General features: G+C 39.3%; 20 protein-coding genes. 11 read left to right on the top strand and 9 right to left on the bottom strand.

All coding sequences use genetic code 11. The features are described from left to right. Window positions 1–8 precede the first annotated feature (8 nt). Entirely contained in the window at window positions 9–2,666 is a 2,658-nt protein-coding gene (locus LVD16_RS26620; RefSeq protein WP_233771335.1) for a T9SS type B sorting domain-containing protein, read from the bottom strand. 87 nt (window positions 2,667–2,753) lie between these two features. Between LVD16_RS26620 and rlmD the strand changes: the two genes are divergently transcribed. Genes rlmD through LVD16_RS26635 form a run of 3 tightly spaced genes read left to right on the top strand, consistent with a single transcriptional unit; the run spans window position 2,754 to window position 4,824 of the window. Continuing rightward, window positions 2,754–4,175: a 23S rRNA (uracil(1939)-C(5))-methyltransferase RlmD gene (gene rlmD / locus LVD16_RS26625; protein ID WP_233771336.1), complete on the top strand. Its 1,422-nt coding sequence runs from the start codon at window positions 2,754–2,756 to the stop codon at window positions 4,173–4,175. A 3-nt stretch (window positions 4,176–4,178) separates the two neighbouring features. Then, window positions 4,179–4,505: a DUF2752 domain-containing protein gene (locus LVD16_RS26630; protein ID WP_233771337.1), complete on the top strand. Its 327-nt coding sequence runs from the start codon at window positions 4,179–4,181 to the stop codon at window positions 4,503–4,505. Continuing rightward, a complete protein-coding gene (locus LVD16_RS26635; protein WP_233771338.1) occupies window positions 4,477–4,824 on the top strand; it encodes a TM2 domain-containing protein in 348 nt (115 codons plus the stop codon). The genes LVD16_RS26630 and LVD16_RS26635 overlap by 29 nt, the downstream gene beginning before the upstream one ends. 83 nt (window positions 4,825–4,907) lie before the next feature. Here LVD16_RS26635 and clpB read toward each other — a convergent pair whose 3' ends face one another. Continuing rightward, a complete protein-coding gene (gene clpB / locus LVD16_RS26640; protein WP_233771339.1) occupies window positions 4,908–7,514 on the bottom strand; it encodes an ATP-dependent chaperone ClpB in 2,607 nt (868 codons plus the stop codon). 146 nt (window positions 7,515–7,660) lie between these two features. On the opposite strand from clpB, the gene LVD16_RS26645 reads away from it, so the two are divergent. The 4 genes from LVD16_RS26645 to LVD16_RS26660 are packed head-to-tail and all read left to right on the top strand — an operon-like array spanning window position 7,661 to window position 11,150. Further along, on the top strand, window positions 7,661–8,941 hold the full coding sequence (locus LVD16_RS26645; protein ID WP_233771340.1) for a tetratricopeptide repeat protein: 1,281 nt from the start codon (window positions 7,661–7,663) through the stop codon (window positions 8,939–8,941). Window positions 8,942–8,989: 48 nt separating this feature from the next. Next, a complete protein-coding gene (locus tag LVD16_RS26650) occupies window positions 8,990–9,421 on the top strand; it encodes an acyl-CoA thioesterase (RefSeq protein ID WP_233771341.1) in 432 nt (143 codons plus the stop codon). Between the two features lie 44 nt (window positions 9,422–9,465). Beyond that, window positions 9,466–10,512: a dual-specificity RNA methyltransferase RlmN gene (gene rlmN, locus LVD16_RS26655; RefSeq protein ID WP_233771342.1), complete on the top strand. Its 1,047-nt coding sequence runs from the start codon at window positions 9,466–9,468 to the stop codon at window positions 10,510–10,512. 26 nt (window positions 10,513–10,538) lie between these two features. Beyond that, window positions 10,539–11,150 (top strand): hypothetical protein, encoded by a 612-nt coding sequence (locus LVD16_RS26660; protein WP_233771343.1) that lies wholly within the window; start codon window positions 10,539–10,541, stop codon window positions 11,148–11,150. A gap of 539 nt (window positions 11,151–11,689) precedes the next feature. Here LVD16_RS26660 and LVD16_RS26665 read toward each other — a convergent pair. The 4 genes from LVD16_RS26665 to LVD16_RS26680 are packed head-to-tail and all read right to left on the bottom strand — an operon-like array spanning window position 11,690 to window position 15,623. Continuing rightward, window positions 11,690–12,598, bottom strand: coding sequence for a rhomboid family protein (locus LVD16_RS26665; protein WP_233771344.1), 909 nt, complete (start codon window positions 12,596–12,598; stop codon window positions 11,690–11,692). A gap of 2 nt (window positions 12,599–12,600) precedes the next feature. Further along, the gene (locus LVD16_RS26670; RefSeq protein WP_233771345.1) at window positions 12,601–13,395 is read right to left on the bottom strand and encodes a rhomboid family intramembrane serine protease; all 795 of its coding nucleotides are present in this window, start codon (window positions 13,393–13,395) and stop codon (window positions 12,601–12,603) included. Window positions 13,396–13,403: 8 nt separating this feature from the next. After that, window positions 13,404–15,263, bottom strand: coding sequence for a DNA mismatch repair endonuclease MutL (gene mutL / locus LVD16_RS26675; protein ID WP_233771346.1), 1,860 nt, complete (start codon window positions 15,261–15,263; stop codon window positions 13,404–13,406). A 15-nt stretch (window positions 15,264–15,278) separates the two neighbouring features. Next, entirely contained in the window at window positions 15,279–15,623 is a 345-nt protein-coding gene (locus LVD16_RS26680; protein ID WP_233771347.1) for a hypothetical protein, read from the bottom strand. A 213-nt stretch (window positions 15,624–15,836) separates the two neighbouring features. On the opposite strand from LVD16_RS26680, the gene LVD16_RS26685 reads away from it, so the two are divergent. The 3 genes from LVD16_RS26685 to LVD16_RS26695 all read left to right on the top strand — a co-directional run bounded on the left by LVD16_RS26685 (window position 15,837) and on the right by LVD16_RS26695 (window position 20,615). Continuing rightward, the gene (locus LVD16_RS26685; protein ID WP_233771348.1) at window positions 15,837–18,752 is read left to right on the top strand and encodes a serine hydrolase domain-containing protein; all 2,916 of its coding nucleotides are present in this window, start codon (window positions 15,837–15,839) and stop codon (window positions 18,750–18,752) included. Window positions 18,753–18,762: 10 nt separating this feature from the next. Beyond that, window positions 18,763–19,920, top strand: coding sequence for an N-acetyl-alpha-D-glucosaminyl L-malate synthase BshA (gene bshA, locus LVD16_RS26690; RefSeq protein ID WP_233771349.1), 1,158 nt, complete (start codon window positions 18,763–18,765; stop codon window positions 19,918–19,920). An 83-nt stretch (window positions 19,921–20,003) separates the two neighbouring features. Then, window positions 20,004–20,615, top strand: coding sequence for a sterol desaturase family protein (locus tag LVD16_RS26695; protein ID WP_233771350.1), 612 nt, complete (start codon window positions 20,004–20,006; stop codon window positions 20,613–20,615). Between the two features lie 137 nt (window positions 20,616–20,752). Here LVD16_RS26695 and mdh read toward each other — a convergent pair whose 3' ends face one another. The 3 genes from mdh to tilS all read right to left on the bottom strand — a co-directional run bounded on the left by mdh (window position 20,753) and on the right by tilS (window position 23,624). Continuing rightward, a complete protein-coding gene (gene mdh / locus LVD16_RS26700) occupies window positions 20,753–21,688 on the bottom strand; it encodes a malate dehydrogenase (protein WP_233774628.1) in 936 nt (311 codons plus the stop codon). A 99-nt stretch (window positions 21,689–21,787) separates the two neighbouring features. After that, window positions 21,788–22,207 carry a Crp/Fnr family transcriptional regulator gene (locus LVD16_RS26705; protein ID WP_233771351.1) on the bottom strand — a complete coding sequence of 140 codons (420 nt, stop codon included), beginning with the start codon at window positions 22,205–22,207 and terminating at the stop codon, window positions 21,788–21,790. Window positions 22,208–22,298: 91 nt separating this feature from the next. Continuing rightward, a complete protein-coding gene (tilS, locus tag LVD16_RS26710; protein ID WP_233771352.1) occupies window positions 22,299–23,624 on the bottom strand; it encodes a tRNA lysidine(34) synthetase TilS in 1,326 nt (441 codons plus the stop codon). Window positions 23,625–23,669: 45 nt separating this feature from the next. Here tilS and LVD16_RS26715 point away from each other — a divergent pair, with 45 nt between their 5' ends. Further along, window positions 23,670–25,289 (top strand): OstA-like protein, encoded by a 1,620-nt coding sequence (locus LVD16_RS26715; RefSeq protein ID WP_233771353.1) that lies wholly within the window; start codon window positions 23,670–23,672, stop codon window positions 25,287–25,289. Window positions 25,290–25,455: the final 166 nt, after the last annotated feature.

Below are 25,455 nucleotides of genomic sequence, written 5' to 3' on the forward strand. Positions count from 1 at the left end.
GCGTTTAATCAACGAAGCAAGGTGATGGCTCCACGGAATCGCATCTGTGAGTATTGGATATAGTAGAAGTAAACACCTCCCGGAGATCCTTTGCCATCCCATTTAAACTCTCTGTCGTTACTTTCAAAAACTACATTTCCCCAGCGGTTTACTATCACTATTTTGTCAAACACACCGGCACAATTATCTAACGGTAAGATATTCTCCAACTCTTCCGAACCTTCTACGTGCCGGTACATTCCAAAATAATCATTTTTATCATCTCCATTATCCGGTGTGAATACGTTTGGTGGTAAAAACTGATCTTCCTTATTATCAATATCGTCGATAGTGACATAGAGATCGAGTGTATCTTTTTTAGGGTAGTAACAATGATCGTCAGACAGCACAAACTGCAATAGGTACTCCTGACTACTCTCTCCTTTCAAGTCAGAACATTGAGGAATCCAGCTAAAAACAGAGCTTACGGTTGATTGCCCTTGCGCATTTTCAAACTGATAACTCAACTCTTCATCGCGATCTATTAATTCTAAAGACAGATAATCACCTTCAAAATCAGAACCTGTAAGGTTCACAGCCATTTTTTCACCCATCATCATATGCACTCTGTTATTATTTATTGAAGTACCCTGAATGCCACGCATAGTGAATAAAAATTCAGAATTTGCCGGTGGGCTTAATATAAAATCTACAGTAAGCGTATCTCTATTGGTAATTTCACACTTATCATCATCTTCAATAAAAAAATAAGCTCTTAAAGAATCTTGCTCCTCCAGATTAAATAACTTACAATCCAGATACCAGTTAAGCTGAGTGTTAAGCACAGTTCCCTGACCGCTCGTTCCGGTGTAGAAAATATTGTATCTGGGGAAATCAAAATTAGCCCCTTGACCATTTAAAACTATCCTATCACCATCCAAATCTCTACCTTTTACATCAAAGCTGATTGATTCATTCAAAGGTGTTTCAATTCGAACATATTCATTCGAGCTACCCAGATTGTTACTAAAAACTTCAGGATTAGTATTTGGTGGGAGATTAATCTTCAGATACAAAGTCATGATAACCGGCTCGTCATAATCGCAATCATCCTCATCCTCCAGACTCACTAGAATTTCAAATTCCGTTTTACCATCAAAACTTATCTGCTGGCAGTCATAATTCCATTCCAGCCAACTCTGGACTTCGCCTGCTGTATTTCGCTTGTCGATCACCGACATGCCGTATTCTGACAGGTCAAAATCTTTGCCTGTTATGGTAAATTCCATGAAATCATTGTTAGCATCACTTCCCAGCAGGTCTACTATTTTTAGGCCTCCCGCGGCTTCCTGAACCTCAATATATCTAAAATTGGAGCCAGAATAAGCTCCCACAGCATCCTCTCTATGCTCTAATTCAGGTAAATCATTATCTGGCGGGGTGATGAGCACCGTCATGCGCACTGTATCCTGCAACGGCTGAGGACAAGTATGATCCAGACCGATGAAATCAACCTGAAACGGCAAATCTTTTTCCGGAGGGCAATCAGTAAAGCAAACTCTGGCATAAAGACTGTCACGACTTGCCGATGTACCCAGAATATCTATGGAAAAATTCTCATCATCATACCCAACAGGATCGATATTGAGATTAACTGCACCGCCTTTTTCATCCTTCACATAAAACTCAACACACTTATCATCATCTGCCAGAAACTTAAGTACATCACCTTCCTGATATGTAGAACCGTCGGCCAATTTAATGCCCAGATCAGGTGGATCTCCAGGGTCAGGGCAGTCCACTACCACCATTTGAAAATCCCGGCGTACTTCTCCTATCTTTTCACCATCACGAAATTCTTCGCACTTAACAGCAAAAACAAAGAGACCTGTTTCTGTAGGTGTAACTTTTAAAAGCCCTTTTCTACTGATATATAAGTCGGGCTCTCCGTGCATGATATTATCAAGATTATAAGAGGTTATCCAATTAATTCTTGGGTAAGGTGCCCTTGATGGCGGTTGAGGATGTGGCTCAGCCGAAGGCGTGTTCAATGGTTCCACCAAACTATATACTAAAGAATCTCCATCTATATCCGTACCTGTAAAGTCAGCATAAAAGCTTCTCCCCACACAAGCATAATCACTTAAAGGAGGAAAAAGCTGAGGTGAGGAATTGATAAATCTCTCTCCATTTCTAATTAAAGGGGGTATTTCAAGATAAAAAGTCTGCCCTGCACCAACACCGCCAGTATCAGGGTCTTCTGAAATAATATTTCTGATTGTATAATTTCTACAGCACCTCTGCCAGGCAATATAATACCCTCCAGGATCAGCAAAATCTTCAGGATTCATACTTATAACATCCGAAAACACCATTCTGGTAGTATTCACCACATTATCATTCTGACAGTCAGGTAAACTATAAATCACCTTGGTCTCGCTTCTAAACGGCAATGTAACCTGCCTCATGGGCGTATTGTCAGACTTTCTATATATCCATGCTATGGGTGTAGGCTCATATTTGGCTCCTGGATTTCCGTTGATCTCATCGAAATAGATAATGAGGTTTAACCGATAGGAATTTCCAGATAGATAGACTAATTCAAATTCTCCCCCTACGATATGCGAAGCAAATGAACTAACTTTGCAGGCCAGTATGAAAATGAGTAGAAGAAGACTTTTTTTCATGAGAACGAAAAATTAAACTTTGCTCTTAAAAGAGTGAAGAATATTAGCATACAAGATAATCAAGTGAGTTCAGGAATATAAGCATTCATGAAATTAAAAAATAAAATTTTAAAAGACCTAACCATAGAAGGTATCGCAGCTGAAGGAAAATGCATAACCCGCTATGAAGGCCAAGTAATATTTGTTACCGATGTAGCTCCTGGCGATGTTGCCGACATCAAGGTGATCAGAAAGAAGAAAACCTTCCTGGAGGCTATTCCAGTGAAGATCCATCAATATTCTGACCTAAGGAAAGATCCTTTTTGCGAGCATTTTGGCACCTGTGGTGGTTGTAAGTGGCAGCATATCAATTACGAAACTCAGCTAGATTACAAGCATCAGCAAGTGATTGATAGCCTGGAAAGAATTGCCAAGGTTCCTATGCCAGAGCCAAAGAGAATATTAGGATCTGAGGAAACGCGCTATTATCGAAATAAGCTGGAGTTCACTTTTTCCAACAAAAGGTGGCTTACCAGAGAAGAAATAGATCAGGAAGATGACCTTGATAGAGATGCTTTAGGTTTTCACATTCCGAAGAGATTCGATAAAATTCTGGATATCAACCATTGTTACTTGCAGCCAGATCCTTCTAACAATATACGCCTGACTGTAAGACAAATAGCTAAAGAAAATAACATTCCGTTTTTTGACCTAATCACACAAGAAGGTTATTTAAGAAATCTAATCATCAGAAATACCATAACTGGTGAAGTAATGGTGATTTTACAAGTAGCCGGAGATAATGAGCAATACCTTACTACCATACTTGACGGGCTGAAAGACAAGTTTCCACAGATCACTTCATTAAACTATGTGATCAACACCAAGAGAAACGAAACTTTTAATGACCTGGAGGTGGTAAATTATAACGGCAAGGCATACATCACTGAAGAAATGCGACTTCCTGACAATGCTGATAAATCTGTAAGTTTTCAAATTGGGCCTAAATCCTTTTTCCAAACCAACGCCAAGCAAGCAGAAGTTTTATATAAAAAAGCCTGGGAAATGGCTCAACTCACTGGCAACGAACTGGTTTACGATCTTTACACAGGTACTGGAACCATCGCCAACTACGTAGCTGGTAATGCCAAAGAAGTGATAGGTATTGAATATGTAGAGGCTGCCATAGAAGATGCAAAGGTGAACTCTGAGATCAATGGCATTACTAATACTAAGTTCTTTGCAGGTGACATGAAAGACCTGCTCACGGATGACTTTGTGAATGAACACGGAAGACCTGATGTAATCATTACTGATCCGCCAAGAGCGGGAATGCACCAGGATGTTTGTGAGGTAATTTTGAACACCAGACCACAAAGGATCGTATATGTAAGCTGTAACCCTGCTACACAAGCCCGAGATATTGCCATTTTGGATAAGTATTATAAGATCACTGATGTGCAGCCAGTTGATATGTTTCCACATACTCATCATGTGGAGAATATTGTGGCTTTGGAGCTAAAAGATTAACCCTTGAAACAAAAAGTTAAAAATATACCGTGGGAGGCAATTATCTGGATAGTTGCCCTCATTGGTTTGGCTTTTATTTCACCACATCAGGAGCATTTTTCCATCTGTCCCATTAAGAATCTGGGATACTCTTTCTGTCCTGGTTGCGGGCTGGGAACATCAGTATCTCTGGCTTTTCATGGACACTTCAAAGAATCATTAGCAACTCATCCTTTAGGAATTTTTGCAATTTTAGTATTATCTTTCAGGATTATAAAGCTTTTTAAAACTCAATATTTAACAACAAACAACACTAATAATTATGGCGAACGCAATGGAAATACTGCCTGAATTAGAAGGCGAGGAAGCGGCATATGTTCAAATGATTTTATCTAATATGTCTCCTGAGCAAGCACATCAATTTGCAAATGTTTACAGAGCCAGACGCAGAAAACCTCAAGAAATTCTTCTTTTGACGGTTTTAGGTCTGTTCTTTATTGCCGGAGTACACAGATTTGTACTTAACCAAATAGGTATGGGATTACTATATTTCTTTACAGGTGGCCTTTGCTATGTTGGTACAATCATAGATCTTATTAATTATCAGACACTTACTTTTGAGTATAACCGAAAAGTGGCCGATGATATCAGAATAACAATGGGCTTTTAAGTTAAGTCTCTATAAAAAAAATGGCCTCGGGAACCACCCCGAGGCCTTTGTTCAACCTAAACCCAATTACCAACTTCACATTCTTAAACCCTGACTTCGTCGAGGTTAATGAACTCAATTGTATTGGCTTCATTAAGATTAACGCCTACAATAGCATCTTTATTGATCTTACCAGCCAATATTTCTTTAGATAACTCATTTAGTATCTCTCTTTGTATCACTCGCTTAAGTGGTCTCGCCCCAAATTGAGGGTCAAAACCAGCCTCTGCCAGGTGATCAAGCACTTTATCAGATACTTCAAGTTTCACACCAGATTCCTCCAGACGCTTTTTGATGATCTTAAATTGTATATCTACAATCTTTCTAATATCAGTTCTAGACAATGGTCTGAACATGATGGTTTCATCTACCCTGTTCAGGAACTCCGGTCTAACTGACTTCTTCAGAAGCTCAAACACCTGATGTTTGGTGGTATCAATTACTTCTTCAAGGTTATCATCATCCAGCCTTTCAAAATTATCCTGGATTATACCTGAGCCTATGTTAGTAGTCATGATAATGATCGTATTCTTAAAATTGGCCACACGACCTTTATTATCAGTAAGTCTACCATCATCTAACACCTGCAACAGAATGTTAAACACGTCAGGGTGGGCTTTCTCAATCTCATCCAGCAATATTACTGAGTAAGGCTTTCTCCTTACAGCCTCAGTAAGCTGGCCACCTTCATCATACCCTACATAGCCCGGAGGCGCTCCTACCAATCTACTCACTGCGTGCCTCTCTTGATACTCTGACATATCTATCCTTACCATGGCGTTTTCATCGTTGAATAAATATTCAGCTAACGCCTTGCTAAGTTCTGTTTTCCCTACACCAGTGGTGCCTAAGAATATAAACGAACCAATCGGCCTCTTTGGATCTTGCAGACCCGCTCTACTTCTTCTCACAGCATCAGAAAGTGCTTGGATAGCCTCCTCCTGGCCCGCAACACGCCTACCAAGTTCTTGCTCCAGGTGAAGCAGCTTCTCTCTTTCACTTTGCAGCATTTTAGAGACTGGGATACCTGTCCATCTGGCTACGACCTCTGCAATATCCTCACTATCAACCTCCTCCTTCATCAAGCCATCTCCGCTCATCTCAGCCATTGCCTGCTGATTTTCCTCCAACGTCTTTTGGGCTTCTACCAACTTGCCATATCTGATCTCGGCAACAAGACCAAAATCACCTGACTTCTCAGCCTGTTCGGCTTCAAACTTCAATCGATCAATAGCTTCTTTTTGATCTCTAATACCCTGAACCACTGCCTTCTCATTTTCCCAACGGGCTTTCAAGTCGTTTCTGGTTTCAGTAAGATCGGCTATGTCCTTAGTTAAAAGGCGCTCCTTATCTTTATCCTTCTCTCTTCTAATCGCTTCACGCTCAATTTCAAGCTGCATAATCTTTCTATTCAACTCATCGAGCTCTTCAGGCAAAGAATCCATCTCTAATCTTAGCTTCGAAGCGGCCTCATCCATTAAGTCAATAGCCTTATCTGGCAAGTGCCTATCTGAAATATACCTGCTGGAAAGCTCCACTGCGGCAATTACTGCATCGTCTTTTATGCGCACCCCGTGGTGGATCTCGTACTTATCTTTGATCCCACGCAAAATTGAAATAGCATCTTGAGCTGATGGTTCATTCACCATTACTGACTGAAACCTGCGCTCTAGTGCTTTATCTTTTTCCACATACTTTTGGTACTCCTTCAAAGTAGTGGCTCCAATAGCATGAAGTTCGCCTCTGGCCAAGGCTGGCTTCAGTAAGTTAGCAGCATCCATAGCTCCTTCACCACCTCCAGCACCTATCAAGGTATGTATCTCATCTATAAACAGTATAATCTGCCCGTTAGAGTCAGTCACTTCCTTAATTACGGCTTTTAAACGCTCTTCAAACTCACCTTTATATTTAGCTCCTGCCACCAGCAGCCCCATATCCAGCGAGATCAATATTTTATCTTTAAGGTTTTCCGGCACGTCACCGTCTACAATTCTCTGGGCCATGCCTTCTACTATGGCTGTTTTACCCACACCCGGCTCACCTAATAGAATAGGGTTATTTTTGGTCCTTCTGGAAAGGATTTGCAACACCCTTCTAATCTCTTCATCTCTACCAATAACCGGATCTATTTTACCGGCCTTAGCCTGCTCTATCAGATTTATAGAATACCTTTCTAATGATCTGTATTTTGATTCTGCATTTGGATCTTTCACTGAATCTCCTCCTCTTAATTCTTTAATACCTGCTACCAAAGATTTATGCTCAAAGCCCACATCTTTTAATAAAGTAGCCACTTTATCCTTACCCGCAAGCAACCCTAAAAGCACATGCTCTACAGCAATGTATTCATCTTTAAATTCTTTCAGCTCTTTTTCTGCCTTTTGTAATGCCGTGGCTGAATCATTAGATAAATAAGGTTGCTGACCGCTTACTTTTGGGTAGCCATTTATAATTTCATCCAACTTATTATCAAGGTGCAGTTGGTTGACATTTAACTTCTTTATCAAAAAAGAAATAACGTTTTCATCCGTCATAAGAATAGCCTTCATGAGGTGACCAGGCTCTATGGCCTGCTGGCCACCACCAGTGGCTATCTCTGCTGCTTTTTGCAGTACTTCTTGAGATTTTATGGTGTATTTATCAAAATTCATTTCTTATAATTTAAGTCTCTTTTTCACGTTGTCGATTGTGATAATATCAAAATTATGGCCAACCTGGTTGCTGGAAAAAATCCAGAAATAATGGCAGCATTATCAAGAAATAATATTATTTTGATGACAAAATGGCTTTAAAAACTATGAAAAACCTTCTCCTAACCGGACTATTTTTCCTCTTATTAGGGAATTACTCCTACGCCCAACTTAACCTTCCTGCTGATGAAGCATTAAGTAAGGAAGCCCAAAGTATGTACGCCCTATTTTCAGACAACTTTAAAACCAACAACTTTAAAGCTGCCAGAAAACCACTATCCTGGATGCTCAGCAATACACCCGACATTCATGAAAGTATTTACATTAATGGTATAAAGCTTTATCAGGAGCTAGCTGAGAAAAAGCAGCCTGCTACGGTTTTTGAAGACTCTGTTCTTACCATTTATGACTTAAGAATAGATCATTATGACAATGACAAAGAACTGGTGGACAGAAAGGCTTCTGCGGCCTATAAATATTACAGAGAGCGCTCAGGAAAAGAAAAAGAGCTGTTTAATATTTTTGAAAAAACCTATGAACTAAACGGCCCCGAAGTAGGAGTAAATAACTTGGCCTCTTACATGGATGTAGTAAGAAGATACCACAAAATAACTCCTTTGTCAGATGATGAGGTGCTGGAGAGATATTATAGAGTAATGGATGCCATTGATGCCAAGAAGGGGGATGTCAATGAAGAAACACTTGAAAAGATAAGATCGATAGCCACGAAAATATTACTTCAGATTGTACCTGTAGACTGCGCGTTTATCAAAGAAAAGTTAGTACCAAGAATACAGAACGATCAGAATATGATGAAGAGGGTTTTTAGCCTATCGGTTTCTGAGGGCTGCACTAAAGAACCATTCTTTTTTGAAGTAGCAAAAAAATACATTGAAGTAGATCCTAACCCACTTATTTTCAAAATCTTAGGTGATAATGAATGGACTCAAGGCAACAAAGATGAGGCATTAAAATACTATGACAAGGCGCTTGCCAACAGTGAGACTGAAGAAAAGAAAGCAGACATACTCTTTCACATAGCCGCCAGACAAATGCAGAATGGCAATAAAGCTGCTGCCAAAAATTATGCGGAGAAAGCTCTGGCACAGTCTGCCGGTTATAGCAAAGCTTATAAACTCATAGGAGACCTTTACTACAGCAGTTTTAATGACTGCAAGAAAGGTGAAAGTAAAGTAGCAGACAGATCTATTTACTGGGCGGCGTACGACTACTATGAGAAGGCTGGCGACTCAGAGGCTATGAAGAGTGCAGCTCAGCAATTCCCAACCATAGAAGACATTTTTAATGAAAATTTAAAAGAGGGAGGAACGTATCAGGTAGGCTGCTGGATTAACAAGAGCACGGTTATTAGAAGAAATCCTAACTAAACATTATTATGTGACTTCTAAAATGTAGCTATTCTTTATTTTCGCGGCATGTCGAGAATAAAAATATCATTACCTGAAGTTAGCGTTTTCCAAACTGAGATATCCATTAGAATAACTGACCTTAATTATGGCGGTCATGTAGGCAACGACAATATTCTATCACTTATGCATGAGTGTAGAATGCGTTTTTTAGCTAACCTAGGCTACACCTCAGAGGTAAACCTGGAAGAGAAGGTTGGTATTATCATCTCAGATGTGGCTATTAGCTATAAATCAGAAGGCTTTTATGGAGATCAACTTTTGGTGAACATAAGTGTAGATGATTTCAATAAATACGGTTTTGACATGTACTACGAGCTGGTGAACAAAGCAACAGGTAAGCAGGTAGCTATAGGTAAAACCGGCATAGTGTGCATGAATTATGAGACGAGGAAAGTGAGCACAGTTCCAGCATCGCTACTACAGAAGCTACAAAGCTGAAACCATATGGCCTTATCTGATGTTTGCTTATCTTTGCAATAATTATGATAGCACAAGAGGAGAAAAAGGACATCAGGCAGCTAAATCTGGATCAGATTAAAGAATACTTCGTAAGCATTGGCGATAAGCCATTTCGTGCCAAGCAAGTTTACGAATGGTTATGGAAAAAGTCTGCCAAGGACTTTGACCAGATGACCAATATTTCTCTTCAAACACGTGAGAAGCTCAAGGAGGCTTTTGTCATTAATCATATCGCCGTTGACCAAATGCAACGCAGCAACGACGGCACCATCAAAAATGCTGTAAAGCTCTATGATGGAATGATCGTAGAATCAGTGCTCATTCCTACTGACACCAGAATAACCGCTTGTATTTCATCTCAGGTGGGTTGTAGTCTGGATTGTAACTTCTGTGCCACCGCACGCCTGAAGCGCATGAGAAATCTTAATGCTGATGAGATTTATGACCAGGTAGTGGCTATCAAAGAGCAGAGTGAAAGGTTCATGGATAGACCGTTGACTAACATCGTTTTCATGGGCATGGGCGAACCGCTGCTTAATTATGCTAATGTTATTGAATCTATTGAAAAGATCACTAAGCCAGAAGGCCTGGGCATGTCACCCAAGAGAATCACATTATCTACGGTAGGCATTCCTAAAATGATCAAAAAAATGGCCGATGATGAGGTCAAGTTCAACCTGGCAGTATCGTTACATTCTGCCATTGATGAGGTAAGAACCAAGCTGATGCCCATCAATGAAAAGAACGACCTCGACGATCTAAAGGACGCACTAAAGCACTGGTATTATAAAACCAAAAAGAAAGTCACTTACGAATATGTAGTTTGGGGTGGCATTAACGATACAGAAAAAGACGCTGACGCCCTGGTGAAGTTTTGCAAGGTTATCCCCTCAAAAGTGAATCTTATAGAGTACAATCCAATCGATGATGGCGAGTATCAGCAAGCCTCTGAAGAATCTCTAAACATCTATATAGAAAAACTCAAAGCCGCTGACATAGTAGTGAATGTAAGAAGAAGCCGTGGTAAAGATATAGATGCCGCTTGTGGGCAGTTGGCGAATAAGAGTTAAAGCTATACTCCACACCATTTCATTCTATGTATCAACTACTGCAAGTTATTACCCTCATTTTGATCTATCAAAACAGTAATTTCACAGGCAAAGTAACCTATGACATTTCTGGATCAGACATATTGACCAAAGAAGAATACGTTTTAGGGGAAGATTTTATTCTAAAAAGAACAGAAGGCAAAATAACACAAGTTCTAGGCATACAGAATGTGCTTTATGATATAAAAAACAGAAAGCAATATAACATATTAGAGCACGGCAAAAGGATTGAGATTGACACACTGCATATAGGGGGTGTCACCAAGTTTCATGACTTTAAAATAGCAGACACCACTACTTACCATGGCAGAAAGTGTAAAATCATAACTTTCAATCAATATGGCTCCTATAATCAGAAATCTTATTATAAATATTATTACGATCTTGATCAGACATGCTTAGCCATGAATTATCAGAAAGTTGGTGATATTTTTAATGGTCAAAACACCATATTTCGACCATTTGAAGAGTGTTCGCTTCCTTATAGAATTGAAATTAACTATGAAGACGATAAGAAGAAGCCTCTTATCATTCAGCAAGTTGATTTTGAGTATCAAAACACAGACAGGACTGCCATTTTCCAAAACCTAGGTATTTGATGAATGAAAGGATACTCTCCTACCAAATTAGACTTTAGTGAGAAAGCGTATGGCTTGGTCACGCACTAGAAGGATTAAAAGTTAGTAAATCTAATTTTTAACAAAATCCTTCGCTCACCATGATTCTGTCAGTTTATTGAGCTGCTGCTACCAATTCTACTATACTGCACCACCATGCTAAGCATGGCGTGAACGGAGATCCGCGGTTTTAATTGCCATAGCCATCTAAAACCGTCATGTCGGAATTCTGTAGCGTAGCGAAAGAATATCCGACATCTTACCGCCGGGAAGCCATGGTCATCGGCAAGACTCCGGCTCTCCGCTGCGCTACGGCCGGAGTGACGGAAGCGTGGTAGAGGCTGTGGTCTGAACGGAAGGAATATAAATTAAGATTCAAGCGACAGAAAATGCAGAATCTGGGAATAAAGATTTGATGTTTGATACCGTGTCGGAGACACTGGTGATCAATGGAAAGCTCGATGTCGCAGACTACGAAAAACTAGGGGTAGTTGGCCAATCGGAGTTAAGCCATCCGTTTACTACCTATTACTCGCATTAAACAACTTCTGTTTTTCCTCCTTAGATAAACTCTCGTAACCTTTTTCAGAGATTTTATCCAAGATAGCATCTATTTCCTCCTGATTGTGTGAGCTGGTGGGTGCTGCTGTAGTACTTGATGAACCCTTACTGCTTGATTTAGACTTTTTGGTCTTTTTGTAACTCACTTTTATGTTCCTGGAGGGCACAAAGAAGCTTTTTATAAAATTGAGAAAACGAGTAAACCAACCTCCCCAATCATTTCCTTTCTGAAGCTGCTTAATGTAAAGAAAACCAAAAAATGCACCTCCTAAATGAGCGATGTTACCACCTTCATTAACACCTCTTACCTGCAAGAATGAAAGAACCACTGCAAAAAGGGCGATGTACATAATTTTGACCGGCCCTATAAACATTAAATGAATAGTATATTGGGGCAACAATGTGGCCGTGGCCACTATAATAGCTAAAACACCAGCGGATGCACCCACCATAAAAGCAACATGCTCATTCAAGTAGGGAAATATGTTATATGCCGCCAGGTAAAAAAGTCCCCCAAAAATTCCACCTAATACATATACAGCCACCAGTTTATCACTACCCAGATATTCTACGAATATTCTCCCAAACCAATACAACATCAGCATATTAGATAATATGTGAAATAGTCCTTCATGAGAAAACATATATGTGATTAAGGTCCAGGGCTTATGCAGAAAAGCCTCCGGAACGGAAGGCATAGCTACATTGGCGTAGACATAAATTTTGTAGTAGGCCTCATTCAGAAAAACGTGAAGTATTCCTATGAGCACAAATACAATTACATTAATAATAATTAACTGCACATGTGCATTATTCGGCCTATTGAAGGCACTTTTAAAATCCTCTAAAAAACCGCCTCTACTGTACATTTCTATCTATAATTAGTTCCTTGCTTTTGCCAGATTTTGATCATTATAAAAGCAAATATAATTCCTCCTAAATGGGCCAGGTGCGCCACTCCATCACCTGATTTATTCATAAATTGTGAGTAAATTTCTATGGCGCCTAATCCAAATACCAGATATTTCACCTTAATTGGAATAGGTGGAAACAACAGCCGCACTGTCATTTCAGGAAACAAGATTCCCAAGGCTAATAAAAGACCATAGACAGCACCAGATGCTCCTACCATAGAGCCTACAGGCAGGTAGTCATAAGCTGCTTTTGCATACTGAACACTTTTGGTTATATAGCTCTGGTCATCAGGATGCTTTGAAAATTCATTTAAAAAATCATATATAGTCGAATTAAAAATCTTACCATTATCATCCAGAAAAAGAGCAAAATTATCAGGGTTTGGCGCTTCTATGTAAGCATTAACGTCGTTTTCAAGACTAGCAGATTTATACAGGCCCACACCATTATACAGAATACCTGCTCCTATTCCAGTAACCATATAAAAGATAAGGAATTTCTTCGGCCCCCAGGTAGTCTCTAAAATAGGACCTATAAACACCAACATTAGCATATTGAAGAAAATATGCATAAAGCCATCATGCACAAACATGTAGGTGAGAAATTGATAGGGCCTAAAAGCTGGCGAATGCCAAGACCACAATGCTAAAAGTTCATGTAATTGAATATTTTGGAATACATACTGAAGTATATAAACCAATATATTTATCAGCAACAGGTTTTTAACAACCGGTGTGAGTCTCTGCATCATATATCTTCTTACTTATTAAAGTAGTTTTCTATTCTATTTAAATCTAAAATATGAAAAGTTGTTTGTCCATTTGCTGCATAATTTGGATTAGAGCAGGCAAATAGTTGATCTATTAACCCAGTCATTTCCTCTTCACTTAGCCTGGCGCCTCTCTTTATAGCCGTTCTTCTGGCTAGTGCTCTGGCCAAATTTTCGTTTCTTGGAATAGATAGTTCTGATTTATTTCTCTTAAACTGATCTATTAGTCCTTCAAAGATCTCCTTTTCATTGGCATTACCGATGTCAGCCGGCAAACCCTTTATTATAATATCATTTTTACCAAAAGGTTCTATCTTAAAACCTAAAGCTGACATTTCTTCCTGCATTTCCATTACGAGAGAAAAGTCTCCAGGGTTTAGAGATACTGTTTGTGGGAACAGCGTTTGCTGAGAAGCCCCCGTGTTATTCTTGAGGTGATTGATATACTTTTCGAACAAAATTCGTTCATGCGCCGCCTGCTGATCTACCATCATTAACCCAGATTTAACCTGGATTAGAATGTACTGATTATGCAATTGAAACATAGCCTTACCCCTTTCTTCTGCTTCCGGCTCCACTGGAGTTTCGGCATTCACCTTACTTCCGAAAGTAAGCGTTAAGTTCTCCTGAGTCTCTCTTATATCTGCTTGCCTGTCAGGTATTCGTTGAGAAGGCGATTTACCAATATGCTCCTGATCAAACAGCTTTTCCCAATTGTCTTTATTGGATTTCTGCTGTGGTGTTTCAGTGGTTCTAAACTGAGCATAGTTTTTATCTTTAATAGTCTCCCTTAAAGAATTCATACCAGACAATTTACTACTCAGATTAATATCTGCCTGAAAATCTATGGTTGGTGTAATATTATGCGTGGCCAACGCCTGCTTCACCGCTGCTCTTACCAGGGCGTAGATCGTCCGTTCATCATCAAACTTAATCTCAGTCTTGGTTGGGTGAACGTTTATATCCACATGTACAGGATCGATCTCTATGAAAAGTACATAAAAAGGAAAGCTTCCATCAGGCAACAGACCTTCATAAGCATTCATCACTGAGTGATTCAGGTAGTTGCTCTTAATGAACCTATTATTTACAAAGAAAAACTGCTCTCCTCTGGTTTTTTTGGCAAACTCCGGCTTACCGATGTAGCCATATATCTTTATCTCGGCCATCTCCTCAGAGCATGAGGCCAATTGTTCTCTATAGTTCTTACCAAAAAGGCCAACAATTCTTTGACTTAGCTTGCCAGCTGCCAGGCTGTAGGTTTCCAGGTCATTTTGGTAAAGCATGAATTTCACTTCAGGGTTAGCTAGTGCCACACGCTGAAACTCCTCCACTATATGCTTCATTTCCACACCATTAGACTTCAGAAAGTTTCTTCTGGCGGGTACATTATAAAACAGATTTTTTATACAAATAGAAGTTCCCTTCTCACAGGCCACAGGCTCCTGACGCTTTATTTCAGATGCCTCTACGGCTATTAGCGTTCCTAGCTCCTCACCTTCCTGGCGGGTTTTAATCTCCATTTGTGCCACCGCAGCCATAGAAGCCAAAGCCTCACCTCTAAAGCCCATAGTTCTGATGGAGAAAAGGTCTTCTGACTTGGTAATCTTAGAAGTAGCATGACGCTCCAGACTCATTCGAGCGTCTGTTTCGGACATACCTTTCCCATTATCCATGATTTGCATCATGGTTTTACCTGCATCTTTAATGATCACAGTGATTTCATCCGCACCAGCATCTATGGAGTTTTCCAGAAGCTCTTTTATGGCCGATGCCGGACGTTGTACTACCTCCCCTGCTGCTATCTGGTTAGCTAAAGAATCAGGGAGTAAACGAATAATGTCTGGCATGAAGTAATTTCGGCTTTAGATAATTCTTTTGATTTTAAGGTACAATAATACAGAAGATATCAATCCGAAAGTATACAATGCTATATTTCCGAAGTACCAGTACCCTACAAGTAAACCTACCAACAACAGGATAATTACAGGCTGAGTCATATTTATGCCCTTTCTCTTCTTGGTAACAAAAGATCCTGATATTCTTGACTGAGGCATATCACCCGAATCTAAAACATCCTTATCCGCATCCACTATACTCTTTATCCTGGATGTACGCGCTTCAATCTCTTCCTTCACCGGATCATAATAGCGAGGAGTAACATGAAAACGTTGGTATCTTGGGGTCTTAAATAACGAAGGAAGTTTCATAATAAAATATTTTTTAGCCGTGATATGAAATTAGTATTCAATCAATTACCTACTCTTAAAGACATGGTAAGCTCATTTGAACTTCATTTCAAATATCTTTTTTAATACATAATCCATTCATATAAATATGGACACATGTTCGGCAATTATTTCTATCTTAGTAGGATACAAAATTAATTTTTTAAACGTTTAATTCATAAAGGAAACGGCTGCATGTTTAAAAAAGTTTTTCGCGCCACTTTATTGATTTTTTGCGCTTCCATCACTTGCTACTCCCAAAATCAAAAACAAGAACAATGGGTTGATAGCGTTTACAATAAGCTCACTAATGACCAACGTATTGGTCAGCTTTTCATGGTTTCTGCCTATTCTAATGGCAATGATGAGCATCTTCAGCAAATAGAAGAGCTGGTAAAGAAAAGGCAAATTGGAGGCCTCATTTTCATGCAGGGCTATCCCGTAAAGCAAATCAAAATCACCAATAGGCTACAATGCTTATCCAAAACTCCTTTACTTATAGGTATGGATATGGAATGGGGAGCCGGCATGCGCCTGGATAGCACCTTGAGCTTTCCACACCAGATGGCGCTGGGAGCCATGCAAAATGACAGCCTCATCTATGAAATGGGTAAAGAGATAGCCCGTGAAATGAAACTGTTAGGGGTGCACCTCAATTTTGCTCCGGTGGTAGATATAAATAATAATCCGCTCAACCCGGTCATAGGCATACGCTCATTTGGCAGCGATAAAAACCTGGTATCCAACAAAGGTATTGCCTATTTGAAAGGGCTTCAGGAAAATGGTGTGCTCGCTTGTGCTAAACACTTCCCTGGCCATGGAGATACGCAGAAAGATTCACACCTCACCTTGCCAACCATTAACATAAGTAAGGAAAGACTGGATACGCTGGAGCTATACCCATTTAAGAAAATGATGAATGCGGGCATAGCCAGTATAATGACAGGGCATATTGAAGTACCTGCATTAGACTCTAAAAAACACACTCCTGTATCATTATCTGAAAAGGCTATTAATGGATTTCTGAGGAAAGAATTTAAATATGAAGGTCTTATTGTAACTGATGCCTTGAACATGAAAGCTGTTTCAGGCAAGTTTAAAGAAAAGGGAGAGGTAGAAATGACAGCACTGAAGGCTGGAAATGACATGCTTTTATTTCCGGAAGATATTCCTGCCGCCACAGAAAAAATAAAAACAGCCCTCAGGAAAAAGCAAATACCTAATGAGCAGTTTGAGGCTAGCGTAAAACGAATTCTAAGAGCAAAATATAAGGCTGGTCTTTCTCAGAAATGGAAATCTTTAAGCACTGACAATATTTACAGAAGGCTTAACCGCCCTCAGGCTAAATCACTGCAGGAAACACTATTTGCAAAGTCTATCACTACTTTAATAAGTCAGGATAGCCTTCTCCCTATTATTAATCTCGATAACAGAGATTTCGCATCCTTAACCATAGGTGGAACAGGCGAATTTAATAGCTATCTGGATAAGTATGCACCATTTGCACATTATGACTTTGAAAGCTCAAGCCCAAAAATTTTAAGCAAGGAATTAAAAGCCTACAATACGGTGATAGTAGCAGTAGCGGACATATCACCATCCAAAGCCAATTTTGGCATACCAAAGCCAGCCATAGAACTTATTAACGCCTTAGAGGATGAAACCGACATTGTGCTTTGTGTGCTGGGCACGCCTTATGCCATTTCATTATTCAGAAAACCATCTGGCCTGCTTTGTACTTACGAAAACAATGCGCTTACCCAGAAATTAGCAGCGGAAGCCATCTTCGGTAGCATAGGCACCTCGGCTCAGCTACCCGTTTCAATGAAGGGTTATCCAGCAGGTAGTGGAGTAAATACTGCAGACCTGAAACGGCTTGGGTTTTCTGTACCAGAAACGGTAGGCATGGATGCCGATGTGTTAAAAAAGATTGACGTTATTATTAGAGAGGCCATTATAGATCATGCCACACCAGGGTGCCAGGTGTTAGTAGCTAAAAACGGAAAAGTAGTCTATCAGAAGTCCTTTGGTTATTATACCTATGATAGCCTGAAGCCAGTATCTAACGAAACCATCTATGATATTGCTTCTGTGACTAAGGTGATGGCCAGTATGCAAACCTTCATGTTTTTAGAAGAAAGAGGCATGGTGGATCTTGATAAAAAGGCCTCTGTTTATTTACCTGAACTGAAGGGGTCTAATAAAGAAAATATGATCTGGAGAGATATATTAACTCACCAGGCAGGTCTTTGGCCATATGTACCCTTTTGGAAGCAAAGCATAGAAGATTCTACTGTAGTAAAAAACTACTACCACTCTGAGCCAAGCCCTGAATACTCCTTTAAAGTGTCTGATAACATCTATGCCTCACAGGTAATGCAAGACAGCATCTGGAGCTGGGTGATTAATGCTAAAATAAGAGATAAAGAACCTCACGTGCCCTTTGATTATAAGTATAGTGACATGGGCTATTATCTATTAAAACAAATGGCTGAAAAAATCCTTAATCAACCAATGAATGAGTTTCTTCAGCAAAACTTCTATGATCCTATGGGGCTTTCCACCATGGGCTATCTTCCGCTTTGCAAGTACCCATTATCCAGGATAGCACCTACTGAGCAGGATACATATTTCAGAAACACATTAGTATATGGTCTGGTGCATGATCAGGGAGCTGCCATGAGCGGTGGTGTGGCTGGCCATGCAGGTTTATTTAGCAACTCATTAGATCTAGCCAAGATGCTGCAAATGCATCTACAAGATGGTTTTTATGGTGGCACTCGATATTACCAGCCTGGAACCTTAGAAAAATTCACCTCTCAACAGTATAAAACTAACCGAAGAGGTATAGGATGGGATAAACCAGCCAAAGGCGTTTGGTGGGGCCCTACATCCAGATATGCTTCAGGAAAAACCTTCGGACACACAGGATTTACCGGTACAGCCATATGGGCAGATCCCGAGTTTGACCTGATTTATATATTTTTGTCGAACAGAGTTTATCCGGAAGCAGAAAATTCAAAACTTATTAAAAATAATATCCGTACAAGAGTTCAGGACGTGATCTATGAGTCAATGTGGGAGTATAACCAATACATTGATTCATACTAATAAAAGAAACATGAAAATAGGAATTGTATGCTACCCTACGTTTGGAGGTAGTGGAGTGGTAGCCACAGAGTTGGGAAAGGCGTTAGCGAAGGCTGGGCATCAGGTACATTTCATCACATACTCACAGCCTACCAGGCTAGACTTTTTTAACGCTAACCTGTACTATCATGAAGTTGACATACGCTCTTATCCTCTTTTTCAATATCCGCCTTATGAACTTGCTCTTGCCAGCAAACTGGTAGATGTAGTGAAATACGAAAAGCTGGACATTCTTCATGTTCACTATGCCATACCTCATGCATCTTCTGCATATATGGCTAAGCAAATACTTAAAACGGAAGGAATAGAAATACCAGTAATTACCACCTTACACGGTACAGATATTACACTGGTAGGTAAAGATGCCTCTTATGCTCCGGTAGTTACTTTTAGTATAAATGCTTCTGACGGCGTTAGTGCCGTTTCTGAAGACTTAAGAAAAGATACTTATCAGCACTTTAAAATCACCAATGACATTGAGGTTATCCCTAACTTCATAGATTTGGATAGGTTTAAAAAGCAGAAGAAAGAACACTTCAAAACAGCCATCTGCCCTAATGATGAGCGACTAATCGTTCACACCTCTAATTTCCGCAAGGTAAAAAGAGTAGATGATGTGGTCAGAATATTTAAGAATATCAGAAAAGAAATTCCTGCTAAGCTGCTATTAGTAGGTGATGGACCGGAGAGAAATAACATCGAGGCCCTTTGCAGAAAGTTTGGCATTTGCGAGGACATCAGATTCCTGGGCAAGCTGGAGGCTGTAGAGGAAGTATTGTCGGTGGCTGATTTATTCATCATGCCTTCTGAAAAGGAAAGTTTTGGATTAGCTGCACTGGAAGCGATGGCCTGTGAAGTGCCAGTAATCTCTACCAACGCAGGAGGATTACCTGAATTAAACATCCATGGTAAAACAGGATATTTAAGCAAGGTGGGAGACATAAAAGACATGACCGAAAAGGCGCTAGACATCCTGGATGAGAAGAACTTACCTACTTTTAAAAAGAACGCATTGGCCCGAGCCAAAGAATTTGACATCACTAATATAATGCCGCTCTATGTGGCTCTTTATGAAAAAGTTTTAACAAATACGGGTAAAACTGAAACATTTTCTAACAAAGTACTGTAGTATACAGAACATAAAAAATGTCCTGATTTTAGTAAAAAAACCTTTTCATAAATTATTTTTGTGGAAAACACACAAGACGAGGAATGGCACACGTAGACAATAAAGACTCAAAAATACTATTTAATAATCCTATCATTGAAAAGCTTTCAAGAACGCATATATCTATTCCTATTGGGCTTTTCTTTATTTACTCAGGAGGACTATTGTACTGGAGCGTAGCCAATACTGACCTAGCTCCCAGCACCACCGTTCTATTGTTTTTTACTGGATTATTTGTATTCACATTAGTAGAATATATGATGCACAGATATGTATTCCACATGGCTACATATACCAAGCTAAGAGAAAAAATACAATACAATTTCCATGGTGTACACCATGACTACCCAAAAGATAAGGATAGACTAGCCATGCCTCCTTTAGTGAGTCTCACGCTGGCTACCACTTTATTATTCTTATTCAGACTATTCATGGGCGATTTTGTATTCGGCTTTCTTCCTGGATTTTTGATAGGATATGCCGGCTACTTATTTGTGCACTACATAGTACACGCATATCAGCCTCCTAAGAACATGTTTAAAACATTATGGGTGCATCATGCTATCCATCACTATAAAGATCACGAAAGAGCATTTGGAGTTTCTTCTCCATTATGGGATTATATATTCAGAACTATGCCTAAGAGAGGCCGATAGTTTAGCATACAAATTAAAACAAGAAGGGCTGCTTTGAATCAAAGCAGCCCTTCTTGTTTTATAGCACATCGCTAATAAAAAAAGGCTGTATCAAAATCAATCGATACAGCCCTAGCAATAATTAGTATTTCAAGCAATTACCCGTTTAACTTATCAAGTACTGCCATAACTTCTTTCACATGCTCTCTAGAAGTTTCAAGTAATGCTTTTTCTTCCTCGTTAAGATCTAATTCAATGATCTTCTCGATTCCGTTTTTACCTAGCACTACAGGTACTCCTAAGTAGCAATCATCTATACCGTACTCACCATCTAGCTTCACGCATACTGGGAATACTCTTTTTTGATCTTTTACAATAGCTTCAGCCATCTGAGCAGCAGCCGAACCAGGAGCATACCATGCAGAAGTACCCATTAACTTCACTAGCTCACCACCACCAGTTTTTGTTCTTTCAATGATAGCATCTAATTTATCAGCATCGATAAGCTCAGTTACAGGAATACCACCTACAGTAGTATATCTTGGAAGTGGCACCATAGTATCACCATGACCACCCATAAGTACTGCCTGAATATCTTTAGGAGATACATCTAAAGCTTCAGCTAAGAAAGCTCTGTAACGTGCAGTATCCAAAATACCAGCCATACCCATAACTTTAGTACGTGGTAATTTAGAGCTTAAATGAGCTTGGTAAGTCATTACATCTAATGGATTAGATACAATGATAATGATAGCCTCTGGCGAATGCTTAATTACATTCTCAGTAACTGACTTTACTATGCCCGCGTTAGTTTCGATAAGGTCGTCACGGGTCATACCTGGTTTTCTTGGTAAACCAGAAGTAATTACAACTACGTCAGAACCAGCAGTTTTTGAATAATCGTTTGTAGAACCAATAGTTCTGGTATCATATAAGTTGATAGGTGCTTTTTGGAAAATATCTAAAGCTTTACCTTCAGCTACACCTTCTTTTATATCTACAAGAACTACCTCGTTAGCTATTTCTCTATAGGCTAGGACATCAGCACAGGTAGCGCCTACATTACCTGCTCCTACTACGGTTATTTTCATAATTTTCTATATGTAATTGATTGAATTAATTGTTATTATCTGCTAACAAATCTAACCAATAGAAAGGACTTAGGTAAGCTTATAATCAATTAAATTAGGCCATTAACCGCGATATACCTGACTTAAATTGAAGAATCCTAAACTAGACTTATAGGCTTTAAAAAGATTGGAATTATAATCGTTATAAATCTCCGCCAGCATCTCTACCATCCGCACCTTTATCTTCATATTGTTTTCGAATATATCGAAGATATTGTCTTGGGGAATCACATAGAACTCAGCCTTTTCCGAGGTTACAAAGGCATTTAATAACCGATTAGTGTTTTTTAACAGGCAGCTTTCGCCCAGCGCAACGCCAGGTCCTACTTTGGTCAGGTCCTCAAACTCTTCATTTACATCTATGGTAAGAGCTACTTCTCCTTTCTTAATGATGTAAAGTGCGTGGCTCGGATCATTCCTAAAAAACACTACCTCATCCTGCACATACTTTCTCTCATGCATAAAAGGCAAAAAGAGAGACATCTGCTTGTAGTTTAAAGTAGAGAACAACTTTATTTTAGATAAAAACAAAAAAGTATCGTGTTCCTGTGGAGTAAAAGTCTTCTTAAAGGGATTAATCATGGCTTTCTGTTACAATATTGTATATCCTCCGGGTAGCTGGTGTGATTTTAAAACGGTCATCTACTCTATAACCCACCACCCAGACTATTTCATCATCAGAGGTAAGCACATAGACGCGATTTTTCAAGTTTAACGGAATTTTCTCATCTATCATAAAATCGCTGAGCTTTTTTTTACCCCGCATTCCCAAGGGCTGAAAAACATCTCCCTGCTTCCATTTCCTCATTTTTAAAGGAAACTTCAGCTTATCATAATCCACACTAATCCTATCCCTACTCTTAAAAATTTGCTCTACATCATCAGAGGTAAAACAGCTAAGGTTCCACCCTGCTTCAGAGATTTTATCATCATTTTCTTCAATATAAAAATCCACGCCACCCTGTTCTGATGGACTAACGATAATAGCTTCTCTATCAACATTAAGCTGGTAGCCATCAGAAAGAAATATTTTGCCTGGATTTGCACTTAGAATAGCCTCATGAATTTGAATGGCCTGCTCATAATTAAACCCGAATGGCTTGAAAAGCTCTTCTACCAGCACTGTCTTATTTGCCTTTTGAAAAGGAGCTATTTCAAAATAGTGATCCACGCCCTCCTGCCGATAATGATCAACCTTGTATTTATCTATCAGCTCATGCAGGATCTCTTCCATCTCCTGGAGCCGCTTTTGGGTATTGCTAAAGGTACTTTCTAAAGAAGGGTTAATCTTTTTCAACTCAGGAATAATGTTATTCCTAATCTTATTTCGCATATAATCATCTTCGGCATTGCTGGCATCTTCCCTCCAGGTTAGGTCATTTTCCTCTGCATACTGCACCAACTCTGCCTTTGTAGCCCATAGCAAAGGCCTAATTATATTTCCATTTTTATTCTTAATACCGCGAACGCCACTAATACCTGTACCCTTCGCTAAATTATATAGAGTAGTTTCTAAACTATCATTCAAATGATGGGCCGTAACCAAGTGCCAAAGATGCTTCTCCTCTATTAACTTATTAAAACATTCATACCTTAACTCACGCGCGGCCATTTCTATGGAAACACCGTTTTCTCTGGCATATTTTTTGGTCTCGAAAGACACTGTAACACATTCAGCACCTAAACCAGAAGCCAATGATTTTACGAACTGCTCATCTTTATCAGACTCAACCCCTCTTAAGTTAAAGTTACAGTGAGCTATTACCATAGAATACTGAGCCTGAGCCAGCAAATGAGCCAGAACCACGGAGTCCACACCACCGCTTACCGCTACCAGCAAAGGATCATTTTCAGCACATAAATTATTTGAGTGTATATAATCTAAAAACTTTTTAAGCATGGTTGTACCCCATTTTTTTGGTTATTTTGCAAACCTAGAATTATCATGATCAAATTTATCCTAAAAATAACATATATCCTGCTCCTTGTTGGTGTGAGCTCTATAAGTGTTTTTGCCCAGAAGGAACAGATACAGTTAAAGCAGGCTGATGTACTCAAAGGTGGCAACCGAAATGGTGAGTCACTTAACCGAGTAATTGGAAACGTTATCTTCCAACAGAAAGAAACCACCATTTATAGTGACTCTGCTTATTTTTTTAACAGCAGAAACTACATAGAAGCTTACGGCCACGTTAAAATTGTAGAAGGAGATTCCGTAACCATCACCGCTAAAAAGCTGGTCTATGACGGTAACTTAAAAGAAGCCAAGCTAAGAGAAAACGTGGTATTCGTAAAAAAGGGGGAACTCACCTTATATACTGACTACCTGGATTATTTCCGCATGCAGCAAGAAGCTCGTTATTATAATGGTGGTAAAATTGTAGATAGCACCAACGTACTCACCAGTAAAAAAGGCTACTATCAGGTAAACACTAGCATGGCCTCTTTCAAATCTGATGTGAAAGCCGTGAACCCCGATTACACACTTACCTCAGACACCTTACAGTATAACACTTCTACCAACATCATCTACTTCCGGGCCCATACCGAAATTGTAGATTCTGAAAACAACAGATTCAACTACGAAACTGGTCAGTACGATACTAAAATTAAAAAGTCAGACCTAAACATAGGTAAGGTTGAAACCCCTGAGTACACGCTCAAAGGGGATAATCTCAACTTAGATGATCTTCAAAAACGTTATAAAGCAAAAGGAAATGTAATCTTAATATCGAAAGAAAATGATGTGATCATTACCGGAGATGATGGCTTTTATAAAAAGCGGGATGGCATATCAAAAGTATATGGCAATGCCCTCATGAAGAAAGTCATGAAAAATGACACCCTTTACCTAACTGCAGATACACTGGTTGCCATAGAAAGTGAAATTGCTTCAAAGAAAAGGTTGCTGGCTTACAACAATGTGAAAATCTTCAAATCAGATCTTCAGGGAGTAGCAGATTCTCTGGCCTATTTCACCAGCGACTCTACTATATTCTTCTATGATGATCCTGTTTTATGGAGTAGCGATACCCAAATGGAAGCAGATTCCATAAATGCTGAAATATCCAACGGCACCATTAACAGATTAAACTTGAACCTTAATTCCTTTGTGATTTCGGAAGATAGTATCTCTAACTACAACCAGATAAAAGGTCGCAGCATGGTAGCCTACTTTGATAGTGGAAACATAAAAAAGGTAGATGTGAATGGCAATGCAGAAAGCTTATTCTTTGCCCTTAATGATAACAGCACCGCCCTTATGGGTATGAATAAAATCATCTGCAGCTTTATGATCATAAATTTTAAGCTGAATAAGGTAGATAACCTATCTTCTTATGTAAACCCTGAAGCATCGTTCATACCACCTCATGAGCTGGAAGAACCGGAAAAAAAATTAAAGGATTTCAGATGGCGAATAGAAGAAAAACCAGAGAAGGAAGCCATGCTTGAAGGGACATCTGCAGCGAAAAAAAATACTCCTGTGACTAAACCAGATGTTATTGAACAAAAGCCAGAAAAACCTGTTAGAAATAAAAATCTGAGAAAGATAGATAGTCAATAAACAAAAACTCGAATTTTAGCTTTCAAAAAGAAAACTGAAACAATATATTTGGCCCTTGAATGCTAGATTTATTTTTTGTAAATTATTGAATTCACCTATACCTAAATCCAGTTACTAGTTTTTTAACGATGCTTTTACCATGAGATTGTGTCTGTCATTCATATTA

This window comes from Fulvivirga ligni (assembly GCF_021389935.1).
Taxonomy (GTDB): Bacteria; Bacteroidota; Bacteroidia; order Cytophagales; family Cyclobacteriaceae; genus Fulvivirga; species Fulvivirga ligni.

Excerpts from the sequence above, each read along its gene's own strand:
- LVD16_RS26620 (WP_233771335.1), bottom strand. The coding sequence starts at position 2,666 with ATGAAAAAAAGTCTTCTTCTACTCATTTTCATACTGGCCTGCAAAGTT.
- rlmD (WP_233771336.1), top strand. The coding sequence starts at position 2,754 with ATGAAATTAAAAAATAAAATTTTAAAAGACCTAACCATAGAAGGTATC.
- LVD16_RS26635 (WP_233771338.1), top strand. The coding sequence starts at position 4,477 with ATGGCGAACGCAATGGAAATACTGCCTGAATTAGAAGGCGAGGAAGCG.
- clpB (WP_233771339.1), bottom strand. The coding sequence starts at position 7,514 with ATGAATTTTGATAAATACACCATAAAATCTCAAGAAGTACTGCAAAAA.
- LVD16_RS26645 (WP_233771340.1), top strand. The coding sequence starts at position 7,661 with ATGAAAAACCTTCTCCTAACCGGACTATTTTTCCTCTTATTAGGGAAT.
- LVD16_RS26650 (WP_233771341.1), top strand. The coding sequence starts at position 8,990 with ATGTCGAGAATAAAAATATCATTACCTGAAGTTAGCGTTTTCCAAACT.
- rlmN (WP_233771342.1), top strand. The coding sequence starts at position 9,466 with ATGATAGCACAAGAGGAGAAAAAGGACATCAGGCAGCTAAATCTGGAT.
- LVD16_RS26660 (WP_233771343.1), top strand. The coding sequence starts at position 10,539 with ATGTATCAACTACTGCAAGTTATTACCCTCATTTTGATCTATCAAAAC.
- LVD16_RS26665 (WP_233771344.1), bottom strand. The coding sequence starts at position 12,598 with ATGTACAGTAGAGGCGGTTTTTTAGAGGATTTTAAAAGTGCCTTCAAT.
- LVD16_RS26670 (WP_233771345.1), bottom strand. The coding sequence starts at position 13,395 with ATGATGCAGAGACTCACACCGGTTGTTAAAAACCTGTTGCTGATAAAT.
- mutL (WP_233771346.1), bottom strand. The coding sequence starts at position 15,263 with ATGCCAGACATTATTCGTTTACTCCCTGATTCTTTAGCTAACCAGATA.
- LVD16_RS26680 (WP_233771347.1), bottom strand. The coding sequence starts at position 15,623 with ATGAAACTTCCTTCGTTATTTAAGACCCCAAGATACCAACGTTTTCAT.
- LVD16_RS26685 (WP_233771348.1), top strand. The coding sequence starts at position 15,837 with ATGTTTAAAAAAGTTTTTCGCGCCACTTTATTGATTTTTTGCGCTTCC.
- bshA (WP_233771349.1), top strand. The coding sequence starts at position 18,763 with ATGAAAATAGGAATTGTATGCTACCCTACGTTTGGAGGTAGTGGAGTG.
- LVD16_RS26695 (WP_233771350.1), top strand. The coding sequence starts at position 20,004 with ATGGCACACGTAGACAATAAAGACTCAAAAATACTATTTAATAATCCT.
- LVD16_RS26705 (WP_233771351.1), bottom strand. The coding sequence starts at position 22,207 with ATGTCTCTCTTTTTGCCTTTTATGCATGAGAGAAAGTATGTGCAGGAT.
- tilS (WP_233771352.1), bottom strand. The coding sequence starts at position 23,624 with ATGCTTAAAAAGTTTTTAGATTATATACACTCAAATAATTTATGTGCT.
- LVD16_RS26715 (WP_233771353.1), top strand. The coding sequence starts at position 23,670 with ATGATCAAATTTATCCTAAAAATAACATATATCCTGCTCCTTGTTGGT.